Origin of the sequence: Methylomonas sp. MS20 (assembly GCF_050275925.1) — a bacterium.
Taxonomy (GTDB): domain Bacteria; phylum Pseudomonadota; class Gammaproteobacteria; order Methylococcales; family Methylomonadaceae; genus Methylomonas; species Methylomonas koyamae_A.
The window spans coordinates 3587473-3612065 of sequence record NZ_CP189962.1 but is presented as its reverse complement, the minus strand read 5'-3'; the positions used below and the strand labels follow the sequence as shown (position 1 = coordinate 3612065).

Sequence of the window (24593 nt, the reverse complement as noted above, 5' to 3'; positions counted from 1 at the left end):
CTCGAAAGCCGCTGGGTCGGAGCATCGTCAGGTAACGAACGCCCGATATTTTAGTTCGACGGCGGAACGGCCGTTCGATCCCAGTGCGACTAAAGCTGTCATTCCCGTCACCGACCGAGCCGGAAAAACGCGCGAATCCCAATCAACGTTGGCCAAGGTCGGAATTATCGCCAATAAACACCCAATATGCCGACGACAGGATCGCCGGCGTCCAGCGTCGGGCACTGCACGCCCAAGCCGACCCGCCAATTCCGGTACAGCGGATACAACAATCGGAAAGTCGTACCGCCCAAGGCGTTGAATCCGGACCAATAATCGGCGTCAAACCTCAGTTCTCCCGATACCGGCAATTCGACATTCAGATGCAAACCCGCGCTATCGTGATTGGCGAGCGCCGCGTTGGCGTAATAAAGACCGGTGTCGATATCGACATCCCAATCCGGTAGATGGCGTTGATATTCCAGATAGGCAAGATTCATGAAAGCGTTGCCGGACGCGGCAATGCCCAAGCCGTTCTGCATCCCCGCGATCACTTGTACGTTTTCAGCCGTCCAATGTTTTTCCAAATTCACCAAAATATCCGGCTGGAACGATGCCGCCGAGGAAGCCGTCGAGGCAAATTGCGCGTTCAACACACTGAGGCCCGCATCCCAACCCGGCGCCAGGCCGATATTCGCGGAAAGATTGGCGACAGCCGCATTATGGAAAATATTGGTTTCGTGTTCAATATCGACGGCATCGGGTTCGGTCGCATCAATATCCGGCAAATTGCGGGCGGCTTTTCTCCCCGAGGGCGCACCGCTATCCTTCGCCGCCGCGTTCGTGCCGAGCGCAAACGCCAAGAACAACCAAACCGCGAATGGCCGCCTCAAGCGAGGGAAGTCCTGTTTGGTGACTGATTTGACGTTCATCGCGCCAATATCGACCGATCCGTCAGGCTGAACTTTGAAAAAAGGAGAGTCGATCATCGGGTCAGCATAGTCGATTTACGTGCGGCGCATGCGGTCGTAGAACAGCCGACGGCTGGCCTATCAGACGAGCTATCCCCGGCAGGCGGCGACCAAGCCGATCATACGTCCGCGTTCCACTAGCCGTTTAACATTCGCCGCCCGGCCTCGAGCAAAGCCATACCTTATTCGATCGGTGTAACTCGGCATATCGCCTAACAATTCGACGGCAGGCGGTAGAAACCCCGCCATAAAATCGTAAGCGATCTTTGAAGGACGCACTAGAACTGAAACGGACAATGACTTAACCGTTGGCGTACGATTAGTCCGTTAGGGCGTCGAGATTCCAAGGCAACAGCGCTTCGAACTCTTCGACAGTTTTTGCGGTGGGAAGCTTTCGGAACAGATCGACCAGATAGGTGTAAGGGTCGACGCTATTGGCCTTGCAGGTTTCGATCAACGAGTAAAGATTAGCGCTGGCACGGGCGCCGGCCACCGTATCGCAAAACAACCAATTGCGGCGGCCCACCACGAAGGGGCGTATGGCGTTTTCGCAGAGGTTGTTGTCGATGGGCCAAGCGCCGTTGTAGACGAAGCGGATCAGTTTGGACCACTGCGATGACAAGTAATGCAAAGCCTTGCCCAGCAAACTACCGGGGATTACCGCATGCAGATGTTGTAGCAGCAGGGCTTCGATTTTGACCAAAACCGGTCGGCTTTGCTCCTGGCGCCGCTGCCCACGCTGTTCGACGCTCAGGTCTTCCGTCTGAGTTTCAATCGCGTACAGTTCACCCATCGCCGCGATAAACTGCGTCGCCAGTTGCTCCGGGCCACGCGCGGCTTTAGGAATGGCGGCTTCGGCCTCGACAAAATAACGCCGCGCATGCGCCCAACAGCCGAGGTGAATCGCACCCCGGCTGGCTGCAATGGCGTTATACACCTCATAGCCGTCGCTCATCAGTACCGCGCCGGGTTTGATGCCTTCATACAACGGCTGCGCATGCGTTCCGCCGCGCCCCGGCGTGTAGCTGAACAGCCGAATCGGCGGTCCGGAGCCGGTCATTTGTGCCCACAGATAGCTTTTGCTTTGCGCGGCTCGGCCGGATTCTTTGAGCACTTGAACCACGGTTTCGTCGCCCAGGATCAGATCGGCATCGAGCAGATGGTCGCGCAGCAAGTTGATGATGGGTTGCACTGCGTCGCCAACCCGCACCATGCTAGCCGCCAGCGTGTTGCGCGACAGATCGCCGCCGAAACGGCTCAACAGCGCGGCTTGCCGATACAGCGGCAGGCTATCCTGGTATTTGGCGGTGACGACCCAGGCTAATGCCGTTTCGGTGAGTAAGCCTTTGGGGATGATGCGAACCGGTGCCGGCGTCACGCGAATGCTTTCATCGCAGCACGGGCAGGCATATTTGACGCGGTGATGTTGAATGACTCGCACCTGTTGCGGCACGATGTCGAGCTGCTCGCTGATTTCAGCGCCGATTTCCACCAGACGAGTACCGTCATGCGCACAGATGCGTTCGGCTTCCGCTAATTCATGGCGCACGATCTCACGCGGCAGATGCGGATCGAGCGGTTTGCGACCGCGTTTCTTACGGCGGTGACCGGCCACCTCGACCGCTTCGGGCGTGGCTTCCTCGGCGATTGGAGCACCGTTCGGCGCCAACACTTCGGCTTCGTTCAGGAACAGGTCGCGCTGGGCCGGATTGGCCCGCGCCTCGGATTTTGCGGCATACAGCCTATGCAGAAAGGCATCCACACGTTCTTTCAATAAATCCCGCTCGACCGTCACCAACCGCAGTTGACTCGCCAGCCGTTGCTGCTCGGCCAGCAAGGCTTGGTAGTCTTCGGTGGACAGCGTGATGGTGGGCGTCATGCCGTTATTTTACCGGCTTTACATCCGCGTTTCAGCCCACTTGGGTATAGGTTCGTGCCGGATGCGGCCGCATCGCGGCCAAGTCAATACCGGCTAACAACCAGTGGAGTTGCTCGACCGTCAACATCACAACTGCTGCCTCTTTCGGCCAGTGAAAACGGTCGGCTTCCAGCCGCTTGAGCATCAACCAAAAACCGGTGCGGTCCCACAACAGCAGTTTGATCCGATCCCGCCGGCGGTTGCTGAACACGTAGATGGCCGGCTCGAACGGATTCAAGCCTAATGCCTGCTCAACCAGCAGCGCTAAACCATTGATGGCCTTGCGGCCGTCGACCGGCTCGCGGTGCAGGTAGACCTTCAATCCTGCGTCGAAACGAAACATGGCAGCTCGGCCAACGCCTTCAAAATCACCGGCAGGTCGCTCAGTGCGACAGGCTGTAACGCGAGTTTAACGCCGTTGGGCAACTCCGCACTGAGCGCTGACTCAGCCGGTTTCTCTGCGCTCAGCGACTGAACGGGCACAAAAGCCGGCAACGTTAATGGACTGTTCGGATTCGGATGTCCTGTTTCTCGGTAATGCCCCATCCACTTGCGCAGCAGATTGGCATTGATACCGTATTGCAGAGCGATCTTGGCAACCGATGTGCCCGAATGCAAGCAAACTTTCACTAGCTCCCGCTTGGCTTCCGGATCATAAAGGCAACGGCCGTCTCGCCCGTGCCCCACGATTAATGGCCGCGATAATCGCGTGTTATGCTCCTTCATAGGTGTCCACCTGATTATAAGTGGACACTATCTTCGTTCCTTTCGAGCTGTTTATACAGATGCTGTTAAAGGACCGCTTACATAAAATCCGCCTCCGTTTGGAACGGTCGAATTCGCCCGCCATGAACGACATCGTTACCGGCGAGCAGAAATAGTAACTTCGGTATTCGTTGATTTGATTGAAAGTTGGAGTTTGGTAACCCGTCAAATCCATTGAACGCTCCGCTGGATTTGAACCGGCATAAAACATCTTTCTGATTGCAGGGCTGTGCTTATTCTGCAAATTCTTTTTTCCATTGACACTTCTCGGTTGACAGGTAATCGTTCGAGAAACACGATTCGAGTCGTTCGCGGCAGAGCGCTTTGAGCTTTGACTCATAATCGGATGTGCGAAGATACTTGAATCGACCGTTCGGCTCTCGGGCGAAAATATCAAAAGGCCCCGTTCGATTTCCCCAAATGCTCAATTCCGATAAAGCGATGTCAAGTCGCGCGTCGCTATTGAAGTCGGCGACGCAACGGAACAAGGTGGTATCGTGCTTACCGTTGATGAAGTAATCGGAGCCACGGGGGTATAGATCCAACACAAACGCTTTCAATGGATCATCCGTTTCGATTGCCGTAGCCGCAATCGCCGAATTCAAGGCGGCAGCGATTGCAAACAGAACGTAGATGGCACGCATTTTATGGCCTGAGCTGCAAGCGATGTAGGGTACGCATCGCGTACCTTCTTGGGAGTTTGATTCATCGGAAACCTTGAATAGGGTATGCGGTGCATAACCTGTGCGGCTCATTTTCTAATTCCAGGATGATTTCTTTCGTATCTGTACGAAGACAAAAAATATGATCACGAATCCAATGCATGCCTACAACACCATCCATACACATGTCGTCGTATTCATCATCGATAGTTTCTTCGGAGTAGGAGCGGATACCGGTAAAAATTACTTTGGTGTGCGGCTTTAAGCTATTTGGGTCCGGTACACATTCAAGGACCAGTGTTCTGTTACCAATATCGTAGACCAAGCTGCTGATATATGGTGAACAACTTGCTAGATACCTATTTGTAAGATCTTCCATGCCGAACTGTCTCTAAAGCGCATAACGTAAAGCTCAGCCGACGAAAACCGCATCACGGTTTTTGGTCGGGTGAAGCGCCTGGTTAGGTTTTTTCGATAACATTCCACTCGATGTCATCATGGAACGAATCGATGATAAGAGTTACTTTAGCTTCATTCATTCGTTTCTCGATTTCTGGACCTTTCGTCTTGAAAGTATTGAAAGGCTGATATTTCTTGTTGGCTGGAAAAATGGCTTGCCAATTACCAAGATAAAGCCACTTTTCGAACTGTCCGTAATTGTATGGGGGACGAACTAATGTTATGAATTTGCCAGCTTTTTCATGGGGAGTTCCCTCTCCCAATTCCTCTTCATAGAAGAACATCAGGGATACGTTCCGATCTGACAAGCACTTAATCAATGCCTGATTTCTGAATCCTTTGTTAATACCCTAGCCTTCACACACAAAAACCTTGTTATATTTTATATCGTTAGAAAGGGGTAAAAGTAATTCCTGAATCTTTCGATAAAAAGAGGTTGTATATTTTGGTTCCCCCAAGAGCGAGCCATTCGTCTTCAGTCCCTCCCTTCCATATTTTGTCACCTGGAATATCGAATCTCCATACCCAGCCTTCAGGATTGCTTGCAAATGCTTTAGCAATCTTAAGGTTGTCAGTCATCCCGACATACGCACTATTGCCACAAGGTGGATTTGTAAGATCTGTTTTACTGCTAGATTGACTATGCTGCTTTCGGGCAAATTCGTCCGCCGCAGCTAGAGATTTCATAGAGAGATTAATTATTGACATGTCTGCATAGCTTTCGAGTAATACGGGTTTTTTATAGATAATTTTACCCACGTTAACCAATGATTCACTTGGCAAACTAGACGCAACTGAAGCTTGGTCATCCTCCTGTTGCCACTCTCGCATCAACTTGGAAATCAAATACCCCGCTTTAATCCCGTCAAGATCGAATTTTCCGGCGCAACCTCCGCGATACATCTGATACATTTTATTTCCACCTCGAACTCCAGTAGGCATGGCTATCCCCTTATAAGATTATTAGTACTACTAAGATTTTTACAAAAACAGTTTATCGACGCTTTCTCAAAATTTCATAAACCGGAGAAAAAATATAACGCCATGCTCAGCGGCAGCAAAAAGCAGAGCGACGCTTTTTGATGTCCGTTGAAGCTATTTGTTAGCATTTCTTCGTTTCAGGCAGATTGCAAGCTTCTTTGCTTGGGAAGGGGGCAAATATTCTTTAAATTCGCTTAAATTATCCGCCGCCTCTGAATACCTCTTTGCCTTGAATGCCTTATCAGCCTTCTCAATAGCTCTTTTCATTGCCCACTCTCGTTCATCTTCCTCCCATGCCTTTGTATTTTCTTCTTTCCATTTTTCTTCAAGATCTCTTAATAACTGAAATTGGCTCCAGTCATTATTGAGAAAACGTGTTCCAAATCTTTTCAAGCACAGCGCTTGAAACCGAATATCTCCTATTTGTCCGCGTCCATAGCCTTGCCGATTCGCCTCCCAAAATCCATCAGGCACCAAGTGATGGAAAGGCACGGAAATCCCTTTTTTATTTCTTATATCTATGCCTGCGGAAAAACCGTACGAATATCCAGCAACAACGATGCGCCAGCCATCTTTTTCGAAATTAGCTTCATACAAATTAGAATATTCTTCTCTAGTCGGCCCAATTTCAATAAATCCAAATTCCTTCTGTAGGAATCCGAACTCATCCCTACAGGCCGCTTTGAATTCATCGAGTGTTGGCGCAGTGGCTTGTTCCATTTTGATGCTAACGTGAAGTTGAGGGGCGTGCCTCCGATAGGCGGAGCGTCCCTTCGAACGCAAGGTTAGCCATCGGACTTTCCCTGGCGTAATGTGCTATCTGCTGCTCTTCGTTTTATCCGCAGCGTAGTAAGTAAAAACTGAAGTGCCACTACCACAACTAAAAGCGCACCCATCAGCGGAAAGAGCTTGCCAACAATTAAAGTAACCGGTGAGCTAGACACTGTGTCGAAAAACTTACTTCCGATAAGGGATGTTGCAAGCGCGGTAGTTACACCAAGAAGAGTTGTTACAACAGCCATTACTCGCTCCCTACTTTCCTCAGTTCGAAGCGAAACTTCGCGTTTTCGTTCTCCGAGGCTGGCGATTGATTCCAAAATATCTTTCCCTTGTTCTCTACGCTCTGGCTGCAATAACCTTTCAATCTCAGCAAATTTTTCTGCCATTTCGGAATTCAATTCATCCAACCGAATTGGCTCGCGATGTTCCCGAATTTCCAGAATCAGCTGTTCAATTTTCTCTGAATACTCAGACTTTTGAGGAATATCCAGATGACGGCTACGCTGAAGTCGCAGGGCAACATCTTGTAGAAGGGAAACTCCAGTACAGGCAGGGCGCAGCGCGACGGAATGGTCGCGTTCTGAGGCATGGATTAAGTTTTCAATTACCTGCTCAGATATTCGCCGCTTGTTAATGATGTAACTCTCTACAACATCAAGTAGCTCTGCTGTCGCGTGCTTTTTGCGCTCTAAGGATGCGGAAGCCGCGTCCTTCTTTTGCAAACGGTAAAAGAAATACGCTACGACTATACCGATGATAATCGAAAAAATCGACAGCCAGTTGGTTTCAAAGAACTGTTGCATGGTTATCTGTTTCGCTGGCTAACGCCGCAAATAAGCCGTGATGTTTTTTGCGTCGGCTTGATTTGCATTGTTATATGTGAACCAGCTAATTCTCAATCTGGCCATCAACGAAGCCATTCCAGTTAAAAGGGATGCGTAACAATTGATTATTATTCAAATATACAATTCCAGGCAATTCTGGGTTTATCGAGGCATCAAATAAAAGCCTTACCTCATCTTCCCCAGAAAATTGCGTGCGAACAACGGCTGCGCTAGCCGCAAGCATTGAACCGGTGCTCTCCATGTGATTGAGAACTACGGCCGGCGTTTTCATTGCTTGAATCAAAGATGGGTTCGTGTATTCGACACTTGTGAGCCAAATTCTATGCATGTAAAGACGGTCGTTATTCAACATCAAGCGATCTAATAGCTTACCTACCGTAGTAGATATTCTTACTGCCTTTTTCCCATGAGAAAAGCTGGCCCACTCAGCAGTGTTTGGATTCGATCGTTCCGTCCAGCATAATGCATAGAATGATCTGACAAGAGTGCCATAGTCGATTTTCCCGCCCGTTACCGTGTCGATACCGGTTACATCTTCTAACGGGTTCTCGAGAGGATCGTTCCATACAGTAGAAGATGCTATTGGCAGGGTTAGATATCCTTCGGATACATCTTTTTCATAATAATCTTTTTGGAAAATTCGATGTATTTCTTTCGATGGGTCTAAACCAAATGAGTTCCTTAACTTGTACTGTTCAAGTACCTCATTATTAAATTGGTCTTTTCCTTGAAAGTCGAGCTCTCTGATTTTGCTTTGAGCCTTTTCAAATTCTTCAAATTTATTCATTTCTTAGACCGGGTAATTTGAGCATATAACGCAGAGCTAAGGGGCGCGCAGCGAAGCGGAGCGTCCTTTGAGCGACGTGTTATAAAGCCGATTATTCATACATCTGACTAATGACTGGATCCAATAATTCATACGCAGCAAGCACCGCCTCCTCATCTGCACCAAATAACTCAGCTTTATCAATAATGCTCGGTTTTTTGGCTCCCAGCAAATCTACTATTTCATCAGGATCGAAATGTGCTTCATAAGCCCTATGAAGAAATAAAAACACACATGACTTAATTTCTTCAGGATTGCCTTTCGATTTGAGTAGTCCTGAAACCGTTTCCCGAATTAACCATTGCGTGAATTCAGTATGTTTCTCGTGACTATGTTCAACTTTAGCGTCGTACTTCATGCTTAAGCTTTATAACGATAAGGGTAACTTGACGGCGAAAGCGTAGCCACGATAGTGGCGAAGCTTTTGCCGGTCAAGTTCACCCGCTGGTTAGGCCTATTGCTTAGCATAGGATTGCCTGATGTATTCCAGTTCCCTAAGTGCGACCTTGTTACCTGGTTCAACCATAAGGGATTCTTCGTAGGCCAGTTCTGCTTCATGCAGATTTCCAAGCTCAACCAGCGAATACCCTTTTCCTCGAAGTGCTGCCCCTTCAAAAGACCGTTGTGACGGGTACCTTCTTGCCAATTGTAGCCCCCGTTCATAAGCAGCAAGTGCGTCATCTGGGTGGTGAGATTGATTAAATGCAAATCCAAGTTCCACTGAGGTATCAGCAGACATTGGGGCTATAGACTGCAATTCCTTCAGGCGGTCTATCGCCACAGAAAATAACCGTTTGTCAGAAGCAATGAACGCTTGCATCTGAATGCACTCCTTGTATCCCCAATCGATCCATTCGAATGACTCACTAGAATTTTTTAAGAATTCTTGATACTCAATATTGGATTGAAATACGTACTGTTTTAACGATCGATCAAATGAGGACTCAAAGGTGCGTCGCAATTCAGCTGCAAAAGTCTCCGCTTCATCGAAGTGCTTGGATTTGACGAGACTTACCAATTGCAGCACACGAGCTCGAAATTGTGAGCCCTTCGCACCTTCAGCTTTTAAATCCGTAGATGTTGTAACGCCATATCCTTCGGCCCGCGCAATCCCCGAGCTGTTAATGACGATGAGCACCAAGAACAGATATTTCATGTGAACAAGCTTCCCATATAATGCCTAGCGTTCAAGGTAACCGGCGACCGGAGGCCGTAGGCCGGAGGGGACCGGCAAGCGCAGCTTGCCGGGCGTCCGGTTGACCGCAGGGTGTACGCCCAGCATGGGCATGAACTTATGGGGTGCAAGTCCCCTGTCGGAGAATTCAACGTTAATCATGTTAGCGATCATAACGACTAGCCGAAGGCAAAGGCAAGCCCGTGAGGGATTGTCTGAAGGAAGCCTAAGTGCAAAACGACGAGCCGACGAACAGAAACTGGATATAAGGCTGAGCAGCAGGGCCGAGTTGACACAGGACAACGAAGGCCATGAATTCGCGCTATACAGTAAATCCGGCGGTGGTGTCGTGACAGTTCATGTTCTTATCTGGGGAGATCTGAAACGCCGGCGGCTCGTGAAGGGCCGCGCGCAGCGTAGCAATGCGATGCGTGACGTTTCAGAAGTCAGCAGCGGTCATAGTAGTCTTGGCGGCGGGAGTGCCCTCAGCGCGAAGGACCAAAGAAACAGGACAAGGCAGCGCCTTGTCAGACTCGGTATTGACGTAGCCCGCGCCCGCGGGAAGTAGCTACCGGCGTATGACAACCGTGCACGCTTTGGACCAGCCACTACTGGAAACCATCGTCGCCCGCGATAACCTGCAACGTGCTTGGAAGCGCGTGAAGGCGAACAAGGGCGCGGCTGGGGTTGACGCGATTTCCGTGGCGGATTTTCCGGCCTGGGCGCAACAACACTGGCCGACCATCAAGACCCAATTGATGAGCGGCGACTACCAACCGCAAGCAGTTCGGCGGGTGTGGATACCCAAACCCAACGGCGATAAACGACCTTTGGGCATACCTACGATCGCCGACCGCGTGATCCAGCAAGCCATCGCGCAACAACTCGCGCCGCACTTCGAACGCGAGTTCAGCCACAACAGCTACGGCTTCCGTCCCGGACGTAACGCCCACCAAGCCATCCGGCAAGTGCGCGACTATATCCGGGCGAAATACCGGATGGTGGTGGACATCGATTTGGCCGCCTTCTTCGACAACGTCAGTCACGACGTGTTGATGCGACTGCTCGGTCAACGCATTAGCGACAAGCGGGTGCTGCAACTGATCGGTCGTTATTTGCGCGCCGGCGTTATCGAAAACGGCCAATGGCAAGCGACCACTAAGGGCGTTCCCCAAGGCGGTCCGCTATCGCCGTTGCTGGCTAATATCGTGTTGCACGAGTTGGACGTTTACCTGCACCAGTGCGGCCATCGGTTTGCCCGATACGCCGACGACTTCGTCATCTGTGTGCGCAGCCTACGGGCGGCACAACGAGTGCAGGCCAACATCACCCGGTTTCTGGAGCAGCGGTTGAAACTACACGTCAATCTCAACAAAAGTCGTATCTGTACCAGCAACGAATTGGAGTTTCTCGGGTTTTGCTTCCGAGGCAACAAAATCGTCTGGAGCGACAAGGCGCTACACCGCTTTAAACGTCGTATCAAACAACTCACAGGGCGTTCGTGGGGCGTCAGCCTGGTTTATCGCTACCGCGAACTGCGCCGCTATATCGTGGGTTGGATGAACTACTTTGCGTTATCGGAATATTACCGGCCAATCCCTGAATTGGATGAATGGCTACGGCGGCGAATGCGTTGCTGCTACTGGACAGATATATGCTCCTGCAATATCTGCATTCACGCCATCCTTGGCGATCAAACAGTGGCGGTGGCCGCGCACCAAGATCAGCCATCTGGTCAGTTTGGGCGTCAGCTTAAAGGAAGCGATTAAAACTGGCGTCAGCTCGAAAGGGCCTTACGCCATGTCGCGGACACCGATCACGCAAATGGCGATGAACAACGAGTGGTTAAAAGCGCAGGGCTTGGTGTCGATCAAAGACCAGTGGGTACGTTTTCATTACCCTGTTTCAACCGCCTAGTGCGGACCCGCATGCTAGGTGGTGTGGGGAGGGCGGGAGAGATACTCGCCCTTACCCGATTAGGCCGAACGCTGTGGGTGACCTCATTACGGTTGCCTCCGCTGGACCGTCGGCCCCGCTGCTTAGGCCAGGCTGCGCCGTGGGATCAGAGGCCCTGAACACGGTTTAGCCAGCGCCGAAGCCACGATGGAGGAGGCGGAGTGAATGCCTGGAGAATGAAGGGGTCAGTTGGGAGCGAGTGAGACCGAAGGGCCGCTACGACCACGGCTGCGTGGAGAGGCCAGTCGGCCTCCGAAATGCCGGGATGATATTGCCACCGATGATTGCTCGCATCGATCCAGTCGTCCCAGAAGCGAAACCCAAGGGCTAGGTTCTCCTTAGCCACGTGCCAGAAGGGCAGCACCTCGCACTCAATAACATCGTACTCGGCGCCGATCTGGTCGAAAGCACCCGCACGATGGCTCTCGATCGCTCGTTCGAGCGCGGCAGCGAGGACGACTTCGGGATCATCGGTTTCGGGGAAGAGGCTCATGTGTTGTTCGGCCTAACGCCAGCGTAACGAGCCGGTTTGGAGCGCTAGCGGAAAACCGGTCACGTTGACGCAATCGTTATGGTTTAGTCGGTGACATTTAGGACACGCCATCCATTATTTCCTTTCTTAACGAGTATATTCTGACGTGAGTTCCGTCCGTCCGGAAAAATGCACACTTCTGTGACTTTCACAAGATCGGTTTCCAGTGTTTCTTTGGCAGGGAAAGAACATTTAAGGCCTTCTAAATCGGGGAACCCCTTCGTTTCCATTTCTTTCCGATAGGCTAATTCAAGCGTTTCTGCAGCCTGCTTGACTAGCCCTCCATCTTTTGAAAATTCCGGATTTATATTCTGTAACATGAGGCGGCCTTCTTCGAAAAAATCTTTTGCTGAGACGGCGTCATCAATGCTCTTTCTTCGGTACGCTTCCTCAAGAAATTGAATGGCTTGCTCTGGCGTACTGAAATTCTTTATATTTTCCCCCAATACCACGGGCGAAAGGGTAAATAAGGCGATTAGGTGTAATTTACGCATATTTTTTATTGAGCCATAACGAATAGAGTTAACCTGCCAAAACGGAGCGAAGCGGAGTTTTGGTCAGGTTTAACGACTGGTTAAATGCCTTGATGACATTTCCAAACAATAATTTTGATTCAAGCAAAGAAACACGAATGACGCTGAAAATCATGGCTTAACCTGGAGGGAAAAACCTTGTCTGGTTGAACGCATGTTAACCTGCAAGGTTTTTCCCTCCAGGTAATAACATATTTTCATGATTTCTTCAGCCATTATTTGCTATTTCTTTACGATAAATTAATTGCTTTCCAAGCCTTTCGAGATTGGCCCCGCATTTAACTATTGATTATCAGGCAAATCTGCCCGTATAAGTTGATATTAACCGCCTTTTCAGGCACTTTTGCCTGCGTATCCGGAAAAGTGGGCATGTTTGCCTCGATAACTCGCTATTAGCCTGGAAATCAGGCAATCTTGCCTGCGTATTATGTTGCAACTGACTTTATCAGGTAGGTGTTTTATGTCAAGTACAAAATCGCCAACCTTATTGGACGATGTGCGTCGCGTGATGCGGCTGAAACATTATTCCTTGCATACCGAACGTAGTTATTCCGATTGGATCAAGCAGTTCGTCAAGTTTCATCGGATGACGGAACGGCAGGCTTTGTTCGATGACAGCGAGGCCAAGATAGAAGTTTTTTTATCTCACTTGGCGACTCAGCGTGAGGTCGCGCCGGCAACGCAAAACCAAGCGATGAATGCCTTGGTGTTTTTGTATAAGCATGTCCTGAATAAGCCCTTGACCAAGCGTATAGACGCGATCCGCTCCAAAACGCATCGCCGCCATGTTCCGGTCGTGTTGTCGGTGGACGAAGTGAAGCAAGTCTTGGCGCGGCTGGAGGGCTTACCGCAACTGGTGGTCAAGCTGTTGTACGGCAGCGGTTTGAGAATTAGCGAAGCCGTCCGCCTCAGGGTGCAGGACATCGATTTTGCCTACAAGCAAATAACCGTGCGTTCCGGTAAGGGCGACAAGGACAGGGTGACGACGTTTGCCGCCTCGCTGGCACCGTTGTTGCTGAACCATCTCGACAAGGTCAAGGCGGTTCACGATCAGGATTTAGCCGACGGTTACGGGGCGGTTTATCTGCCTTATGCGTTGGCGAAAAAATACCCGAATGCCGAGCGCGAATGGGGTTGGCAATACGTGTTTCCGGCGCGTTCGTTGTCGGCCGATCCTTTATCCGCTGCGACACGGCGGCATCATTACGATCAGTCGCTCATCAATAAGGCGATTCGGGTGGCGGTGCGGCAAGTCGGTATCGCCAAGCGGGTATCCGCGCACACTTTCCGCCACAGCTTCGCCACGCATTTGCTGCAACGCGGCAAGGACATTCGCACGATTCAAGCGTTGTTGGGGCATAACGATTTGGAAACCACGATGATTTACACCCATGTGCTGCATCAGGGTGGGCAAGGCGTCGTCTCCCCGCTGGACGATTTGGAGGGGGCGGCCGATCCGCAATCCGGCTAGCGGTTCCAGCGTGGAACCGGGGGAGCAAAGCGTCGGCGGTATTCCCCGGCCCGAGTCAAATTCACGGTCTTTCCAGTGACGGAAACGCGGCAGGCGAAAAGGCTGCCGGACTATCGCTCTTTACGTTGCCCGCTTTGCCAGACAGTCCGCAGTCTGCAACGCGATTTCCAATTCCTCGTTGGTGGCGATGACCAGCACCGCGACTGGCGTACCGGCCGGGTGGATCGCGGTCGGCTTGACCGGCGCGGCGTTGAGCTTGGGATCGACGGCGATGCCCAAGCCGGTTAGGTCGGCACAGCAAGTTTGGCGCAGCCAGGCGTCGTTTTCGCCGATGCCGCCGGTGAAGACCAGCGCATCCACCCGGCCCAGCACCGCAAAGTACGCGCCGATGTATTTCTTGATTCGGTAGGCGTACATCGCCAAGGCCAGCCTGGCCGAGTCGTCGCCTTGCTCGGCCTTGGCGTGGATGGCGCGCATGTCGTTTTCGCCGCAGACGCCCAGGCAACCGCTGGCTTTGTTGTAGAGCTGGTCGATCGCATTCAAGTCCATGCCCAGCGTGCGGGCCAGATAAAAGGCGATGGCCGGATCGATGTCGCCGCAACGGCTGCCCATCATCAGGCCTTCCAGCGGCGTCATGCCCATCGAGGTGTCGACGCTGACGCCGCCGGCGATCGCCGCTACGCTGGCGCCGTTACCCAAGTGCAGGGTTATCAAGTGGGTGTCGGCTAGCGGCTTACCCAGCAATTTGGCGGCTTGTTTGGCGACATAAGCATGGGAGGTGCCGTGAAAACCGTAGCGGCGCACGCCGTGTTCGCGGTACAACTGGCCGGGCAGGGCATAACGGAAGGCGTAGTCGGGCAGGGTGTGGTGGAAGGCGGTATCGAATACCGCGACTTGCGGAATCTCGCCCATCTGCCGCAACGCTGCTTCGATGCCGGACAGATTGGCCGGATTGTGCAGCGGTGCCAGCGGGATGGTTTCGGCGATTTGCCGGGTGACGTCGGCGTCGATCAGGGCTGGTTCGCGGAATTTCTCGCCGCCGTGTACTACGCGGTGGCCGATGCCGGCCAGCGGCTGACCATTGACGACCCCGCTGGCGGTCAGCGTGTCGAACAACAAGCCAAGAGCTTGGCCGTGGTCGGCGATGGCGGTGTCGATTTGCCGGTTGTCGGCGCCGATCCGGTAGGCATGGCGGGCATCGGCGTTGCCGATGCGTTCCAGCAAGCCGGAAATCGAGACGGAATGGTCGTCGGTTTCGACGACGCTGTATTTAACCGACGAGCTGCCGGCATTTAGAACCAGAATTTTCATCGCGAGTAATTGGCGGTTTGCGGTGATTGGATGGCGGTCGATGGTTTAAAGTCATTTGCCGGTGAAGCGCCGCCGATCGCGGCTGAGGCCGCTCCCACGGCCACTTCATTTTCGGCCAGGCGCGGACGCGAATTCGTCATCGTCAGGCTGGCTTCGGCGCGCCGAATCGGGCGGTGGCGGCGAGTAGCGGCGCTCCAGGTCTTGATCGATTTTGGCGGCCAGCGCCTCGACGGCCTTGCCGGTCAATTTGGCGTCGCCGCCCTTGGATTCGGTGATGTAGTTGCCGACTATTTTTTGCTGCTTGACCTCCACCAAGTGGCCCATCAAGTAAACGAACAAAAATGACGGTTTATGCAAGCGGCCGACCAGCACGTAATCGGCGGCATGGCGCGAGCCGAGTTGAGCGGCCGCGTCGGCATGATCGAACAAATATCCGACGCCGCTGTCGGCGCCGTGTTGTTCGGCGTCCGGTATATCGACGATGCGATAACCGGCGCCGGCCAATTCGCGTTCCAGCAACGGTTTTAACGACGCGGTCCGCTGGATTTCGGCCGGTAGGCCGGGGGCCAGCGTCATATCCTTGAGCTCGAAGTTCAGAATCGCGATGCGGGTTTCCGCCGTTAGCGGCGCGGCCCATAGCAGCCAGGCCCAGATTGTTAGTCTCGCGGAATTCATCGGCAGCGTCACGCCGGCGCGGCTTGCTGGGCCTGGATCGCGGTAATCACGACGGTATTGACGATGTCGGTCACCGTGCAGCCGCGGCTCAAGTCGTTGACCGGTTTGTTCAAGCCTTGCAGAATCGGGCCGATCGCGATTGCGCCGGACGAGCGCTGCACGGCTTTGTAGGTGTTGTTGCCGGTGTTCAGGTCCGGAAACACGAACACGGTGGCTTTGCCGGCGACTTGGCTGTCCGGCAATTTGGTTTTGGCGACGCTGGCATCGACCGCCGCGTCGTATTGCATGGGACCTTCCAACAACAGATCGGGGCGTAAGGATTGGGCGATGCGCACCGCTTCGCGAACCTTATCGACCGCCTCGCCCTTGCCGGATTCGCCGGTCGAGTAGGACAGCATGGCCACGCGCGGTTCGATATTGAAGGATCGCGCGGTATCGGCGGCGTTGATGGCGATATCGGCCAGTTGTTGGGCGTTGGGGTTGGGGATCACCGCGCAATCGCCGTAAACCAGTACCCGGTCTTCCAGACACATGAAGAACACGCTGGAGACGATGGAGGCGCCGGGCTTGGTTTTGATGATTTCGAAAGCCGGGCGGATCGTGTGCTGGGTGGAATGTACCGCGCCCGATACCATGCCGTCGGCGTGGCCGAGGTGGACCATCAAGGTACCGAAATAGCTGACGTCGGCGACCAAGTCGTAAGCGGTATCGAAGACGATGCATTTGTGCTTGCGGGCTTCGTAATAGGTTTCGGCGTAGAGCCGGCGTAGTTCGGAAGTCATCGGATCGATGATGTCGACGCCGTCCAGTTTCAGCGACAGACTTTGGATTTTTTGGCGGATTTCCGCTTCGTTGCCGAGCAGGGTGATTTTGACCACATCGCGCAGCAGCAGGATTTCGGCGGCGCGTAGAATGCGTTCCTCGTTACCTTCCGGCAACACGATGTGCTGCTTTTTGGCCTTGGCGCGTTGCAACAAATCGTATTCGAACATCAGCGGCGTGATCTTGCCGCTGACTTTGCTGCTTAGCCGCAGGCGCAAGCCGACCATGTTGATATTGGCTTCGACCAAGCCCAGGGCCTTGGCGATTTTGCGTTCGTTTTGACTATGCAAGCGCGGCCCGATCTGACTGACTTGCATCGCGGTCGTGAAGGTGTCGGAATCGACGCCGAGTACCGCGAATGGGGTTTCGCCGAGGCCGTCGATCAATTTCCGCACTTGTGGCGCCGGCTCCTGGTGGCCGGTCAGCAGCAAACCGGCGATTTGCGGGTAGTTTTTGGAATGGTAGGCCATCAGGCTGGCCATGACGATGTCGGAGCGGTCGCCGGGCGTGATGATCAGATCGCCGGCTTCGACGTAATCCAGAAAGTCCGGTACCAGCATGGCCGCGACCTTGTAATGCGACACTTCCCGGCCCATCGCGCCGTTCTCGCCGGAAAATACCTTGGCGTCGATGGCCCAGGCGATGTCGCCGACGCTGGGTTTCTCCAGGGCCGGATCGCCGGGAACGATGTAAACCGGAAATTCCGGATCGTGGGGGAGGGTGTGGCGCAAGGTGTCGGTCAGCTCGGGCGACGCGCCGTTGACGACGGTGGCCAGCAACTCGCAATCGTGTTCGTGCAACGTGTGTTTCAGGCTGACCAGACTATGCAGGATTTGCTCCTGAGTACGATGGGAGCCCTGAATGACAGGCATCAGCAAGCAACCCAAATTGTTGGCGACGTCGAGATTGAATTCGAAGGCGAAGGCCGCGTTGTCGCGGCGCGGCGCGGTGCCGACGCACAGAATGTGTTCGCAACGCGCCTTCAAGGCTCGATACTTGGCCAAAATCAATTTCAGCAGTTCGTCGTATTGTTCGGCGGCCAGCAGCTCGCGGGCCTCGTCGGCATTGCAGCCGTACATCGCTTCCGGCGGACAAGGCAGCGCGTAGCGGTGGCTGATGAATTGAATCATGTCGTCCTTGGCCGGACTGGTTTGGATGATAGGCCGGAAAAAGCCGATGTGGCCGGCGAAACCGGACAGCATTTCCATCACGGCCAGCATGATCAAGGACTTGCCGCTGCCCTCGTCGGTACCGGCGATATAGATGTCCTGGGCAATCAACGGTTCGGGATTCGGGAGCGCGGATAGATCTGGCATGGCGGTCGTCGCGGTTGACTGGGTGATAGGGCAAGTTTAGCGCAGAACGCGACGGCGGACCGAAAGGCGATTATTCGTGCCGTCGCGGAATCGGGAAACATCCCGAGTCATTTTGTTGTAAAACATCTCTTTTTCCAATAACGGGCCGGATCGCTTTCAAATTCCGGTTTGCTCTGCAACGGAAGTGATAGTGGCTATACTAGGTAACCGGCGCAGGGACTAATTGACTATCGACGATGGCGAAATTTACCGTTTATTTTAAAGACAAGGCGATCCAGGCGGGCGTATTCGATTCCGGCATCGTGCATATCGGCCGCGACGATACCAACGACGTGGTCGTCGACAGTCTGGCGGTCGCGCCGGCCCATGCGGTGGCGGTGGTCAAGGGCGACGACTGCGTGATCAAGCAGCTGAACGAGGAGTTTCCGCTGGTCGTCAACAATCAGCGCGCCAAGGAATGGAATTTGCGCAATAACGATATCGTCAACATCGGCAAGCATTACATTCTTTATCAGACCACCGGCCGGTTTCAGGAAGCGGTGTTCACGGCGCCGGTCGCCAATCCGGACGCGGGCGTGGAAGCCTTGAATCGCCGCTTGGACGAGGCCGCTAAAAGTACCGAAGCGAATTTGCAGGTGATGAACGGTATTCATATCGGTCGGGTGTTGCGGCTTAGAAAAGCCATGACCCGGATAGGCCACGACGGCGCTGGCGTGGTGGTCATCGCCCGTCGCAAGGACGGTTATTTCGTGTCGGCGCTGCAGGGTCACGACGGCTTGGCCGTCAACCGGGAGCCGCTGGGCGACCGGATCGTCAGATTAAACGCCGGCGATGTGATTGTCGTCGACAATGTCGAAATGAAATTTTTCCCGGAATAGCGCCATGGCATTCGAAAAAAGCGAAGACAAACGCCGGTTTCAACGGATTTTTTACCATGCCGGCGCGGTGTTGACCGGTCCGGACGGTCCGCTGGCTTGCAAGATTGCCGATTTGAGCCTGCGCGGATGTCTGTTGCGCTTCGATCAAGCCTGGACCGCCGGTCTGGGGGGGGACTATACCTTGAGTTTCGAATTGTCCGACGACGCGGCGATCAAGATGGCCGTCAGCGCCACCCATGCCGAAGAGGGGCAAGTGGGTTTCAAATGCGAGCACATCGACATCGAAAGCATTTCCTATTTGCGCCGCTTGGTCGAATTGAATCTCGGCGACAGCGAATTGCTGGAGCGCGATTTGGCGGCGCTCGGCGACTTTTCCTAAATCGCGCTAGATCAGTCCGGCCAGCCATAAACGGGCGCGCAAGCCCCATTCGCTGGTATAACCCACCGTGGTAAACACAATTCGGCCGGTACGGTTTAGAAAAAATAGCGCCGGCACCCCGCGCAATCCGTAGCGCAACCCCAACTCGCCGTCGGGGTCGTTGACCACCGGCCAATCCAGACCGCGTTCGTTGAGATAGCGAGCCACCTCGGCGGCATCGCCGGAGCGCTCGGCCACGGTCAGGCCGGGATAATCGCGCAACACCTTATCCACTTGAGTCTGAATCCCGCGACAGACTCCGCACCAACCGGCCCAGAAATAAATCAGCGCCGGGCCTTGAGCGACCCCGGCCAGCGCGTCGCGGTTTTGCAACGTGCGTTGTTCGATCGCCGGCGGTTTGCCGGTCACCAAATCCTGGCTGACCAAAAATTGGCCGCCGAAGATCAACACGGCCGCGAACAAGTAAAAAACCGAATTTCGCATGCTACAAACCTTGCATGATCGCGGCGCCGTGTTGCTTCAGCCAAAGCCGTTGCTCCCGGTAGTTCGGCAAATGCGCTTCGACCAATTGCCAGAAATCGGCCGAATGATTTTTATGGCGGATATGGCACAGTTCGTGGACCACGACGTACTCCAGCGCGGCGGGCGGTGCCAGCATCAACAGCCAGTTCAAATTGATGTCGTTCTTCGGTCCGCAACTGCCCCAACGGCTTTTTTGGGTTTTGATGCGGACGGCGCGCGGCATCAAGCCGTGACGAGGGGCGTGGCGTTCTATCCAATGCAGGGCTTGGATACGGGCTTGGCGTTTCATCCAGTCGCCGAGCGCCAGTCGGATGCGTTCGGATTCGTCGCCGGTCTCGCCGGCCGGCATGCGTACGTGAAAGCCGCTACCGTCGCGTAGCTCTACGCCAACCGTTTTGCGGGCGGCGGTTTCGATCCGCAGCGGAATCCGCTCGCCTAAATACGGGACGGCCGCGCCGTCAGAATATAGCGCCGGTGCCCAAGCCGGCGCCGGCCGGGTTTTTTCGGCGACCCGTCGTAGCGCCGCGCGGATCCAATCCTGTTGCGCGGCGACGAAGGCTTGGATTTGTCGTTCGGGAACCTTGGGCGGAGCGACCACTTCCACCCGGCCCGGCTTGACGACAATGCGAGTGCGTTTGGCTCGGCTGCTGCGGCGCAGATGAAATTCGGTGGCGGCGGTCACAGTGGCGGCTCCATCATGCGGTCTTTCAGCTCGGTCCACAGGCTGATCCGGTCCGAGCCGCCGACGCGCTGGCCGGAGCCCTTGCTTTTAGCCAGCCACAAGCCGGTACCGTTAAAACTGTAGACCGGTTGCAGATCGCGGCGCTTGCCGGCCGGCAGGATGGCGGTTTTCAAGTTGTCCAAGACCAGCGGCTCCGCGCGCGGCGATTCGAAATAGGTGAGTACCATGTGCGCTTGATTCAACTCCAGTGCTTTGACGTAGGTGATTCTTAATTTGCTGTCGCTGACGCCCATTTCCACCAGCGTGAAATATTTGGCGATCGAGTAATCCTCGCAATCGCCGGCGCCCTTGACCAAAAACTCCGTCGGCGTGGCCCAATAATCGGTTTTGTGCCACAGCGCGATGTCGTCGACGAATTCGACGTTTTGATTGAAGAAGTCGTTGACCCGGCGCATTTTCTCATCTTCGGAAAGGTCGCGGCCGGAAGCGATCAGTTGCTGCCAGTCCAACAGCCGCTGCTTGGCCGGCGCGCCGTATTTTTTTTCGACCGCCGCCAGCATTTCCGGATCGAGGCCGAAATCCTGGGCCAAGGCCAGACACGCCAGCCAAAAAGCGGCGAATACCGCGCCGATCAGACCGCGCGGCGCCCGGATACTAACGGCTAGCACCGGCGAGACCCATCGCCTTCAAGGTTTGGTAGTCGGCTTCCGATTGAACGTTTTCGGCAAGAACGGCAATGTCCATTAGGGCCGCGATGTCTTGAACGGTCTGTACGAACACGTGTTTTTGCGCCGAGTCGCAGACCCCGTTGCCGAGGTCGCGGGCCAAACGGATGAAGTCCGGCCGCAAACGCTTGACGGTCTCGGCCGATAGCGATTGGGTTTCGAAGCGTTTGATCATGACCCGGCCGCCCAGGCTATGCACGTCGGCGATAAAATCCCGGTAGGCTTCGACATCCTTGGCGACCGCGTAAGCCGACAGGCTAAAGACCAGTTGCTTGGCGGCGATCGGGCTTTGCTTTAACAAAATTTCCAGCCAACGGCGAAATTCGCCGTTTCTGACGGTGCGGGTCGACAGGTTGACGGCGATGCTATGGGCAAGGTGGCCGTCGCGGATGTGGTGTACGACTTGTTCGATGATGCCGCGATCCAAGTCGACGATTTTGGCGAACTTCTCGGCAATCGAAATGAACGGGCCGATCGCGACCAGTTCGCCGTGACGGTCGTGGACCTGGATAAAGGCTTCTTCCATCAACAGCGCGCCGGTGGCGAACGCGGCGGTCTGGCCGATATACCACACGGAATAGTCGCAGCGGTCCACGCAATCGAACACCAAGCTCTTCCAGGCCGTGATGTCGCGGGCGATATTGTCGCCGGCCCGAATGAAATAACTGTTGGCGCCGATCAGCTGAGCTTGTTCGTGGGCTTCGTGGGCGGCTTCCAACAGCGATTCGGCGCTGCCGACCGGGTTCAGGCGAGCGACGCCGATGTGGACCAAGTCGGGTTTACGGTACTGTTCCCCCAATTGCGCGATATCGACGGCCAAGCTTCTTAACAAATCTTCAACGAAGCCTTGGTCGGCGGTTTCGATCAATAGCGCGAATTCGGCGCCGTAGAACCGGTAAGGCTTGACCGGATGGGCCGCGCTATCCGCGGTGTGTTGCAGCAGTTTGGCGAAGCGGCTCAGCAGATCGTCGATGGCCGCGCTGTCGTGTTCCTTGACCAATTCGGACAGACTGTCCAGGCGGATCAAGGCGACGTGGGCGTCGCCGTGCTCGGCGAACAGCGGTTTCAAGTCGGTTTCGAACACCGACTTTTTGTACAAACCGGTCAAATCGTCGCGCAACAGGCTGGCGCCCATCCGATCCAGCTTGGTTTGCAGCGAGGCGATCGCGGTTTTGATTTTTTGCGACATCGTATTCATCGACGCGGCGACATTGCGGACCTCGCGGGTCCAAGGCAGCGCGTGTATCGTCTCGTAGTGGCCTTCGCTGATACGGCGCGCCAGCCAGTCGATCTTGTTCAACGGTGCCAGCGTCATCCGCAACACAAACACCAGCAGACTGATCGACACCAGGAATGCCGCCAACGAATAGTAAAATGCCGATTTGGCTTGCTCGTACAGTTTCAGATAGGCAAAGCCGGGATTGACGGTCACGTAGACGACGCCGGCCAGATTCCAGCCGGTACTGATCTCGGCTTCGGCGGTGGCGGAGGTCATCGGCAGCCGGTCGATGAACCAATCGGGCACGCCCTCCACGCGCTTTTCGCTGATCAGTTCGACCAGTTCGCGGTTTTCGGCGTCCACGATGCGAATCTCCTTGTAATAGCCCATGTCGAAAATCGCGCTGGCCATCGACTGGATGACTTGATCGTCCGGGTTGGTCATGTACGGGCTCAGCGACAAGCCCAGCGAGGTCGCGGTATCCTGGGCATGGCTTTTCGACTCGCCTTCCAGATAATCCTTGATGTTGCCGACGCTCAGGGCGAAGTTGACGCTGAATATCATCAAAAACAGCGCCGAGATCAGGATTAACAATTGTTTGGATAAAGACATGGGAGGGTTTCCTAGGTGTCCTGATTGATCATGTGCGTGGCCAGATTTTGCAAGGCCGCGCGGATATTGTCCCGGAGTCTGGGGTCCATCGCGATTTCGTCCAACGCCTTGTTCATGCACAGCATCCACTGGTCGCGCTCGGACTCGCCGATTCGAAACGGCAGATGCCTGGCTCTGAGCATCGGATGACCGAACTCCTGCATGAAAAGATCCGGGCCGCCCAGCCAGCCCGAGAAAAACTTGAACAATTTGTCCTTGGCCGACGCCAGATTCTCGGCGTGCATCGCCCGTATGCCTTGGGCTTCGGGCAGAATGTCCATGTAGAAATAAAAACGGTCGACCAGACTGCGCAGCGCCGCTTCGCCGCCGGCCAGTTCGTAGGGGGTGGTGCTTGTCATCACCTTTTAGCCTCTAGTTTGCAAATTGTTTAGGTATACTAGCAGACGGCGCTGCCGATGCCGGGAAACTCCGGCGCGATTAAACGGTCACAGCGACACTTGTTCAACTCAAGAGGATAACCAATCATGCGTTTAAACACTGCAACCGTTCGTTCGGAATCCCGCATTCTGACGACCAATAAAGTTTTGAAGAATACCTATTTGTTGTTGTCGATGACCTTATTGTTCAGCGCCGGCACCGCCGCGTTGGCGATGATGCTGAATCTGCCGCATCCCGGCCTGATCGTGACGATGGTCGGCTATTTCGGCTTGTTGTTCCTGACCACCCGGTTCAGCAATAGCGCGCTGGGCTTGGTATTCGTGTTCGCGTTGACCGGCTTCATGGGCATGACGCTGGGACCGATTTTAAACATGTACATCCAGGCCTACAGCAACGGTCATCAATTGGTCTTGACCGCGTTGGGCGGTACCGGAGTGATCTTTTTGGGCTTGTCGGCTTACGCGCTGATCAGCCGCAAGGATTTCAGCTTCATCGCCGGTTTTTTAATGGTTGGCATCATGGTGGCCTTCCTGGCCGGTCTGGCGGCGGTCTTGTTCTCGATTCCGGCCTTGTCCTTGGCGGTATCGGCAATGTTCATCCTGTTGATGTCGGCGATGATCCTGTACCAAACCAGTGAAATCATCCACGGCGGCGAGACCAATTATATTCTGGCCACCGTGTCCTTGTACGTTTCGATTTACAACTTGTTTACCAGCTTGTTGCAATTGCTGGGCGTGTTCGGCGGCGAGGATTAATCGCTGATTGCTACCTAAAATAGGGCGGCTCCGGTCCGCCCAGTCCCCCAAAAGCCCCACTGACTTCGTGGGGCTTTTTTTGGCAAAAATTTCGCGGCGTGGAAACGGCTTCAATAGCACTGGAACGCGTTCCGAATCGGTATCGTCAAACGCAAACTCGGCCCTATTGACCACGGGTAGTCCGTTCGGGCCGAGCTCGTCGAAACCCGCTGGCGAGCCCTTCGACAGGCACAGGGCGAACGGTAACTAAGGGCCGTTATAATAGGCGCGGCACTCGACTCGACCGACAGCTACGCATTCCCGCCGCTCCGATGCCCCGACGCAAATTCGACCCTTTGCAACGGCTTTAACCGTGATGGCTGATATTCCGGCACGGCAGGCCGTTCTCCCTTCCTTTGTCTAGCCTT

At 54.3% G+C, this 24593-nt stretch carries 27 protein-coding genes; 5 read left to right on the top strand and 22 right to left on the bottom strand.

Translation table 11 applies throughout. The features are described 5' to 3' along the window. Positions 1 to 164 precede the first annotated feature (164 nt). The 12 genes from ACQE3D_RS16105 to ACQE3D_RS16050 form a co-directional block, all read right to left on the bottom strand. Positions 165 to 968, bottom strand: coding sequence for a hypothetical protein (locus tag ACQE3D_RS16105; RefSeq protein WP_313729751.1), 804 nt, complete (start codon positions 966 to 968; stop codon positions 165 to 167). A gap of 301 nt (positions 969 to 1269) precedes the next feature. Further along, positions 1270 to 2829 (bottom strand): IS66 family transposase, encoded by a 1560-nt coding sequence (gene tnpC / locus ACQE3D_RS16100; protein ID WP_427550982.1) that lies wholly within the window; start codon positions 2827 to 2829, stop codon positions 1270 to 1272. Between the two features lie 31 nt (positions 2830 to 2860). Beyond that, positions 2861 to 3211, bottom strand: a complete 351-nt coding sequence (gene tnpB / locus ACQE3D_RS16095; RefSeq protein WP_313727828.1) for an IS66 family insertion sequence element accessory protein TnpB — start codon at positions 3209 to 3211, stop codon at positions 2861 to 2863. Continuing rightward, positions 3187 to 3594 carry a transposase gene (locus ACQE3D_RS16090; RefSeq protein WP_231883784.1) on the bottom strand — a complete coding sequence of 136 codons (408 nt, stop codon included), beginning with the start codon at positions 3592 to 3594 and terminating at the stop codon, positions 3187 to 3189. The genes tnpB and ACQE3D_RS16090 overlap by 25 nt, the downstream gene beginning before the upstream one ends. Positions 3595 to 3866: 272 nt before the next feature. Then, positions 3867 to 4388 carry a hypothetical protein gene (locus ACQE3D_RS16085; RefSeq protein WP_313729752.1) on the bottom strand — a complete coding sequence of 174 codons (522 nt, stop codon included), beginning with the start codon at positions 4386 to 4388 and terminating at the stop codon, positions 3867 to 3869. Positions 4389 to 4756: 368 nt separating this feature from the next. After that, on the bottom strand, positions 4757 to 5038 hold the full coding sequence (locus tag ACQE3D_RS16080) for a hypothetical protein (RefSeq protein ID WP_313729753.1): 282 nt from the start codon (positions 5036 to 5038) through the stop codon (positions 4757 to 4759). Between the two features lie 106 nt (positions 5039 to 5144). Further along, positions 5145 to 5696, bottom strand: a complete 552-nt coding sequence (locus ACQE3D_RS16075; RefSeq protein WP_313729754.1) for a hypothetical protein — start codon at positions 5694 to 5696, stop codon at positions 5145 to 5147. Between the two features lie 153 nt (positions 5697 to 5849). Next, complete coding sequence (locus tag ACQE3D_RS16070; protein WP_313729755.1) at positions 5850 to 6455, bottom strand: hypothetical protein; 606 nt, start codon at positions 6453 to 6455, stop codon at positions 5850 to 5852. Positions 6456 to 6520: 65 nt separating this feature from the next. Then, positions 6521 to 7318, bottom strand: a complete 798-nt coding sequence (locus tag ACQE3D_RS16065; protein WP_313729756.1) for a hypothetical protein — start codon at positions 7316 to 7318, stop codon at positions 6521 to 6523. Between the two features lie 85 nt (positions 7319 to 7403). Then, entirely contained in the window at positions 7404 to 8147 is a 744-nt protein-coding gene (locus tag ACQE3D_RS16060) for a hypothetical protein (protein WP_313729757.1), read from the bottom strand. Between the two features lie 91 nt (positions 8148 to 8238). Further along, positions 8239 to 8544: a hypothetical protein gene (locus ACQE3D_RS16055; RefSeq protein ID WP_313729758.1), complete on the bottom strand. Its 306-nt coding sequence runs from the start codon at positions 8542 to 8544 to the stop codon at positions 8239 to 8241. Positions 8545 to 8640: 96 nt separating this feature from the next. Further along, a complete protein-coding gene (locus ACQE3D_RS16050; protein WP_313729759.1) occupies positions 8641 to 9342 on the bottom strand; it encodes a tetratricopeptide repeat protein in 702 nt (233 codons plus the stop codon). A 596-nt stretch (positions 9343 to 9938) separates the two neighbouring features. Between ACQE3D_RS16050 and ltrA the strand changes: the two genes are divergently transcribed. Continuing rightward, on the top strand, positions 9939 to 11129 hold the full coding sequence (gene ltrA, locus ACQE3D_RS16045; RefSeq protein ID WP_313729760.1) for a group II intron reverse transcriptase/maturase: 1191 nt from the start codon (positions 9939 to 9941) through the stop codon (positions 11127 to 11129). A 293-nt stretch (positions 11130 to 11422) separates the two neighbouring features. Here the strand turns inward: ltrA and ACQE3D_RS16040 are convergent, their stop codons facing one another. Both ACQE3D_RS16040 and ACQE3D_RS16035 read right to left on the bottom strand, forming a co-directional pair. Continuing rightward, entirely contained in the window at positions 11423 to 11809 is a 387-nt protein-coding gene (locus ACQE3D_RS16040) for a hypothetical protein (protein ID WP_168033308.1), read from the bottom strand. Between the two features lie 83 nt (positions 11810 to 11892). Beyond that, a complete protein-coding gene (locus tag ACQE3D_RS16035; protein ID WP_281020882.1) occupies positions 11893 to 12342 on the bottom strand; it encodes a hypothetical protein in 450 nt (149 codons plus the stop codon). Positions 12343 to 12841: 499 nt separating this feature from the next. Between ACQE3D_RS16035 and ACQE3D_RS16030 the strand changes: the two genes are divergently transcribed. Continuing rightward, a complete protein-coding gene (locus ACQE3D_RS16030; protein ID WP_313729762.1) occupies positions 12842 to 13852 on the top strand; it encodes an integron integrase in 1011 nt (336 codons plus the stop codon). Between the two features lie 120 nt (positions 13853 to 13972). Here ACQE3D_RS16030 and ACQE3D_RS16025 read toward each other — a convergent pair whose 3' ends face one another. The 3 genes from ACQE3D_RS16025 to pta form a co-directional block, all read right to left on the bottom strand. Beyond that, entirely contained in the window at positions 13973 to 15163 is a 1191-nt protein-coding gene (locus tag ACQE3D_RS16025) for an acetate/propionate family kinase (RefSeq protein ID WP_313729763.1), read from the bottom strand. Between the two features lie 105 nt (positions 15164 to 15268). Beyond that, the gene (locus tag ACQE3D_RS16020) at positions 15269 to 15838 is read right to left on the bottom strand and encodes a DUF2380 domain-containing protein (protein ID WP_313729764.1); all 570 of its coding nucleotides are present in this window, start codon (positions 15836 to 15838) and stop codon (positions 15269 to 15271) included. Positions 15839 to 15846: 8 nt separating this feature from the next. Further along, positions 15847 to 17976 (bottom strand): phosphate acetyltransferase, encoded by a 2130-nt coding sequence (gene pta / locus ACQE3D_RS16015; protein WP_064028010.1) that lies wholly within the window; start codon positions 17974 to 17976, stop codon positions 15847 to 15849. Positions 17977 to 18212: 236 nt separating this feature from the next. Between pta and ACQE3D_RS16010 the strand changes: the two genes are divergently transcribed. Next, positions 18213 to 18854: an FHA domain-containing protein gene (locus tag ACQE3D_RS16010; protein WP_064028012.1), complete on the top strand. Its 642-nt coding sequence runs from the start codon at positions 18213 to 18215 to the stop codon at positions 18852 to 18854. Between the two features lie 4 nt (positions 18855 to 18858). Further along, positions 18859 to 19233: a PilZ domain-containing protein gene (locus tag ACQE3D_RS16005; protein WP_313729765.1), complete on the top strand. Its 375-nt coding sequence runs from the start codon at positions 18859 to 18861 to the stop codon at positions 19231 to 19233. A 6-nt stretch (positions 19234 to 19239) separates the two neighbouring features. On the opposite strand, the gene ACQE3D_RS16000 is transcribed toward ACQE3D_RS16005, so the two are convergent. Genes ACQE3D_RS16000 through ACQE3D_RS15980 form a run of 5 tightly spaced genes read right to left on the bottom strand, consistent with a single transcriptional unit; the run spans position 19240 to position 23391 of the window. Beyond that, positions 19240 to 19716 carry a protein disulfide oxidoreductase gene (locus ACQE3D_RS16000; RefSeq protein WP_313729766.1) on the bottom strand — a complete coding sequence of 159 codons (477 nt, stop codon included), beginning with the start codon at positions 19714 to 19716 and terminating at the stop codon, positions 19240 to 19242. 1 nt (position 19717) lies between these two features. Further along, positions 19718 to 20437, bottom strand: a complete 720-nt coding sequence (locus ACQE3D_RS15995) for a M48 family metallopeptidase (RefSeq protein WP_313729767.1) — start codon at positions 20435 to 20437, stop codon at positions 19718 to 19720. Further along, positions 20434 to 21105 carry a transglutaminase-like cysteine peptidase gene (locus ACQE3D_RS15990; RefSeq protein WP_313729768.1) on the bottom strand — a complete coding sequence of 224 codons (672 nt, stop codon included), beginning with the start codon at positions 21103 to 21105 and terminating at the stop codon, positions 20434 to 20436. Before ACQE3D_RS15990 ends, ACQE3D_RS15995 begins: the two co-directional genes overlap by 4 nt. Continuing rightward, positions 21092 to 22993, bottom strand: a complete 1902-nt coding sequence (locus ACQE3D_RS15985; RefSeq protein WP_071155674.1) for a bifunctional diguanylate cyclase/phosphodiesterase — start codon at positions 22991 to 22993, stop codon at positions 21092 to 21094. Before ACQE3D_RS15985 ends, ACQE3D_RS15990 begins: the two co-directional genes overlap by 14 nt. 11 nt (positions 22994 to 23004) lie before the next feature. After that, positions 23005 to 23391, bottom strand: coding sequence for a group II truncated hemoglobin (locus ACQE3D_RS15980; RefSeq protein WP_313729769.1), 387 nt, complete (start codon positions 23389 to 23391; stop codon positions 23005 to 23007). A gap of 126 nt (positions 23392 to 23517) precedes the next feature. Between ACQE3D_RS15980 and ACQE3D_RS15975 the strand changes: the two genes are divergently transcribed. After that, the gene (locus ACQE3D_RS15975; RefSeq protein ID WP_139306118.1) at positions 23518 to 24186 is read left to right on the top strand and encodes a Bax inhibitor-1/YccA family protein; all 669 of its coding nucleotides are present in this window, start codon (positions 23518 to 23520) and stop codon (positions 24184 to 24186) included. The last annotated feature ends 407 nt before the right edge of the window (positions 24187 to 24593 follow it).

Coding starts and splice junctions, on each gene's coding strand:
- pta (WP_064028010.1), bottom strand. CDS start 17,976: ATGCCAGATCTATCCGCGCTCCCGAATCCCGAACCGTTGATTGCCCAG.
- ltrA (WP_313729760.1), top strand. CDS start 9,939: ATGACAACCGTGCACGCTTTGGACCAGCCACTACTGGAAACCATCGTC.
- ACQE3D_RS15980 (WP_313729769.1), bottom strand. CDS start 23,391: ATGACAAGCACCACCCCCTACGAACTGGCCGGCGGCGAAGCGGCGCTG.
- ACQE3D_RS16065 (WP_313729756.1), bottom strand. CDS start 7,318: ATGCAACAGTTCTTTGAAACCAACTGGCTGTCGATTTTTTCGATTATC.
- ACQE3D_RS16040 (WP_168033308.1), bottom strand. CDS start 11,809: ATGAGCCTCTTCCCCGAAACCGATGATCCCGAAGTCGTCCTCGCTGCC.
- ACQE3D_RS16070 (WP_313729755.1), bottom strand. CDS start 6,455: ATGGAACAAGCCACTGCGCCAACACTCGATGAATTCAAAGCGGCCTGT.
- ACQE3D_RS16025 (WP_313729763.1), bottom strand. CDS start 15,163: ATGAAAATTCTGGTTCTAAATGCCGGCAGCTCGTCGGTTAAATACAGC.
- ACQE3D_RS16080 (WP_313729753.1), bottom strand. CDS start 5,038: ATGTTCTTCTATGAAGAGGAATTGGGAGAGGGAACTCCCCATGAAAAA.
- ACQE3D_RS16005 (WP_313729765.1), top strand. CDS start 18,859: ATGGCATTCGAAAAAAGCGAAGACAAACGCCGGTTTCAACGGATTTTT.
- ACQE3D_RS16085 (WP_313729752.1), bottom strand. CDS start 4,388: ATGAGCCGCACAGGTTATGCACCGCATACCCTATTCAAGGTTTCCGAT.
- ACQE3D_RS16000 (WP_313729766.1), bottom strand. CDS start 19,716: ATGCGAAATTCGGTTTTTTACTTGTTCGCGGCCGTGTTGATCTTCGGC.
- ACQE3D_RS16035 (WP_281020882.1), bottom strand. CDS start 12,342: ATGCGTAAATTACACCTAATCGCCTTATTTACCCTTTCGCCCGTGGTA.
- ACQE3D_RS16090 (WP_231883784.1), bottom strand. CDS start 3,594: ATGAAGGAGCATAACACGCGATTATCGCGGCCATTAATCGTGGGGCAC.
- ACQE3D_RS16020 (WP_313729764.1), bottom strand. CDS start 15,838: ATGAATTCCGCGAGACTAACAATCTGGGCCTGGCTGCTATGGGCCGCG.
- tnpC (WP_427550982.1), bottom strand. CDS start 2,829: ATGACGCCCACCATCACGCTGTCCACCGAAGACTACCAAGCCTTGCTG.
- ACQE3D_RS16055 (WP_313729758.1), bottom strand. CDS start 8,544: ATGAAGTACGACGCTAAAGTTGAACATAGTCACGAGAAACATACTGAA.
- ACQE3D_RS16010 (WP_064028012.1), top strand. CDS start 18,213: ATGGCGAAATTTACCGTTTATTTTAAAGACAAGGCGATCCAGGCGGGC.
- ACQE3D_RS15985 (WP_071155674.1), bottom strand. CDS start 22,993: ATGTCTTTATCCAAACAATTGTTAATCCTGATCTCGGCGCTGTTTTTG.
- ACQE3D_RS16050 (WP_313729759.1), bottom strand. CDS start 9,342: ATGAAATATCTGTTCTTGGTGCTCATCGTCATTAACAGCTCGGGGATT.
- ACQE3D_RS15975 (WP_139306118.1), top strand. CDS start 23,518: ATGCGTTTAAACACTGCAACCGTTCGTTCGGAATCCCGCATTCTGACG.
- ACQE3D_RS16105 (WP_313729751.1), bottom strand. CDS start 968: ATGATCGACTCTCCTTTTTTCAAAGTTCAGCCTGACGGATCGGTCGAT.
- ACQE3D_RS16030 (WP_313729762.1), top strand. CDS start 12,842: ATGTCAAGTACAAAATCGCCAACCTTATTGGACGATGTGCGTCGCGTG.
- tnpB (WP_313727828.1), bottom strand. CDS start 3,211: ATGTTTCGTTTCGACGCAGGATTGAAGGTCTACCTGCACCGCGAGCCG.
- ACQE3D_RS16060 (WP_313729757.1), bottom strand. CDS start 8,147: ATGAATAAATTTGAAGAATTTGAAAAGGCTCAAAGCAAAATCAGAGAG.
- ACQE3D_RS16075 (WP_313729754.1), bottom strand. CDS start 5,696: ATGCCTACTGGAGTTCGAGGTGGAAATAAAATGTATCAGATGTATCGC.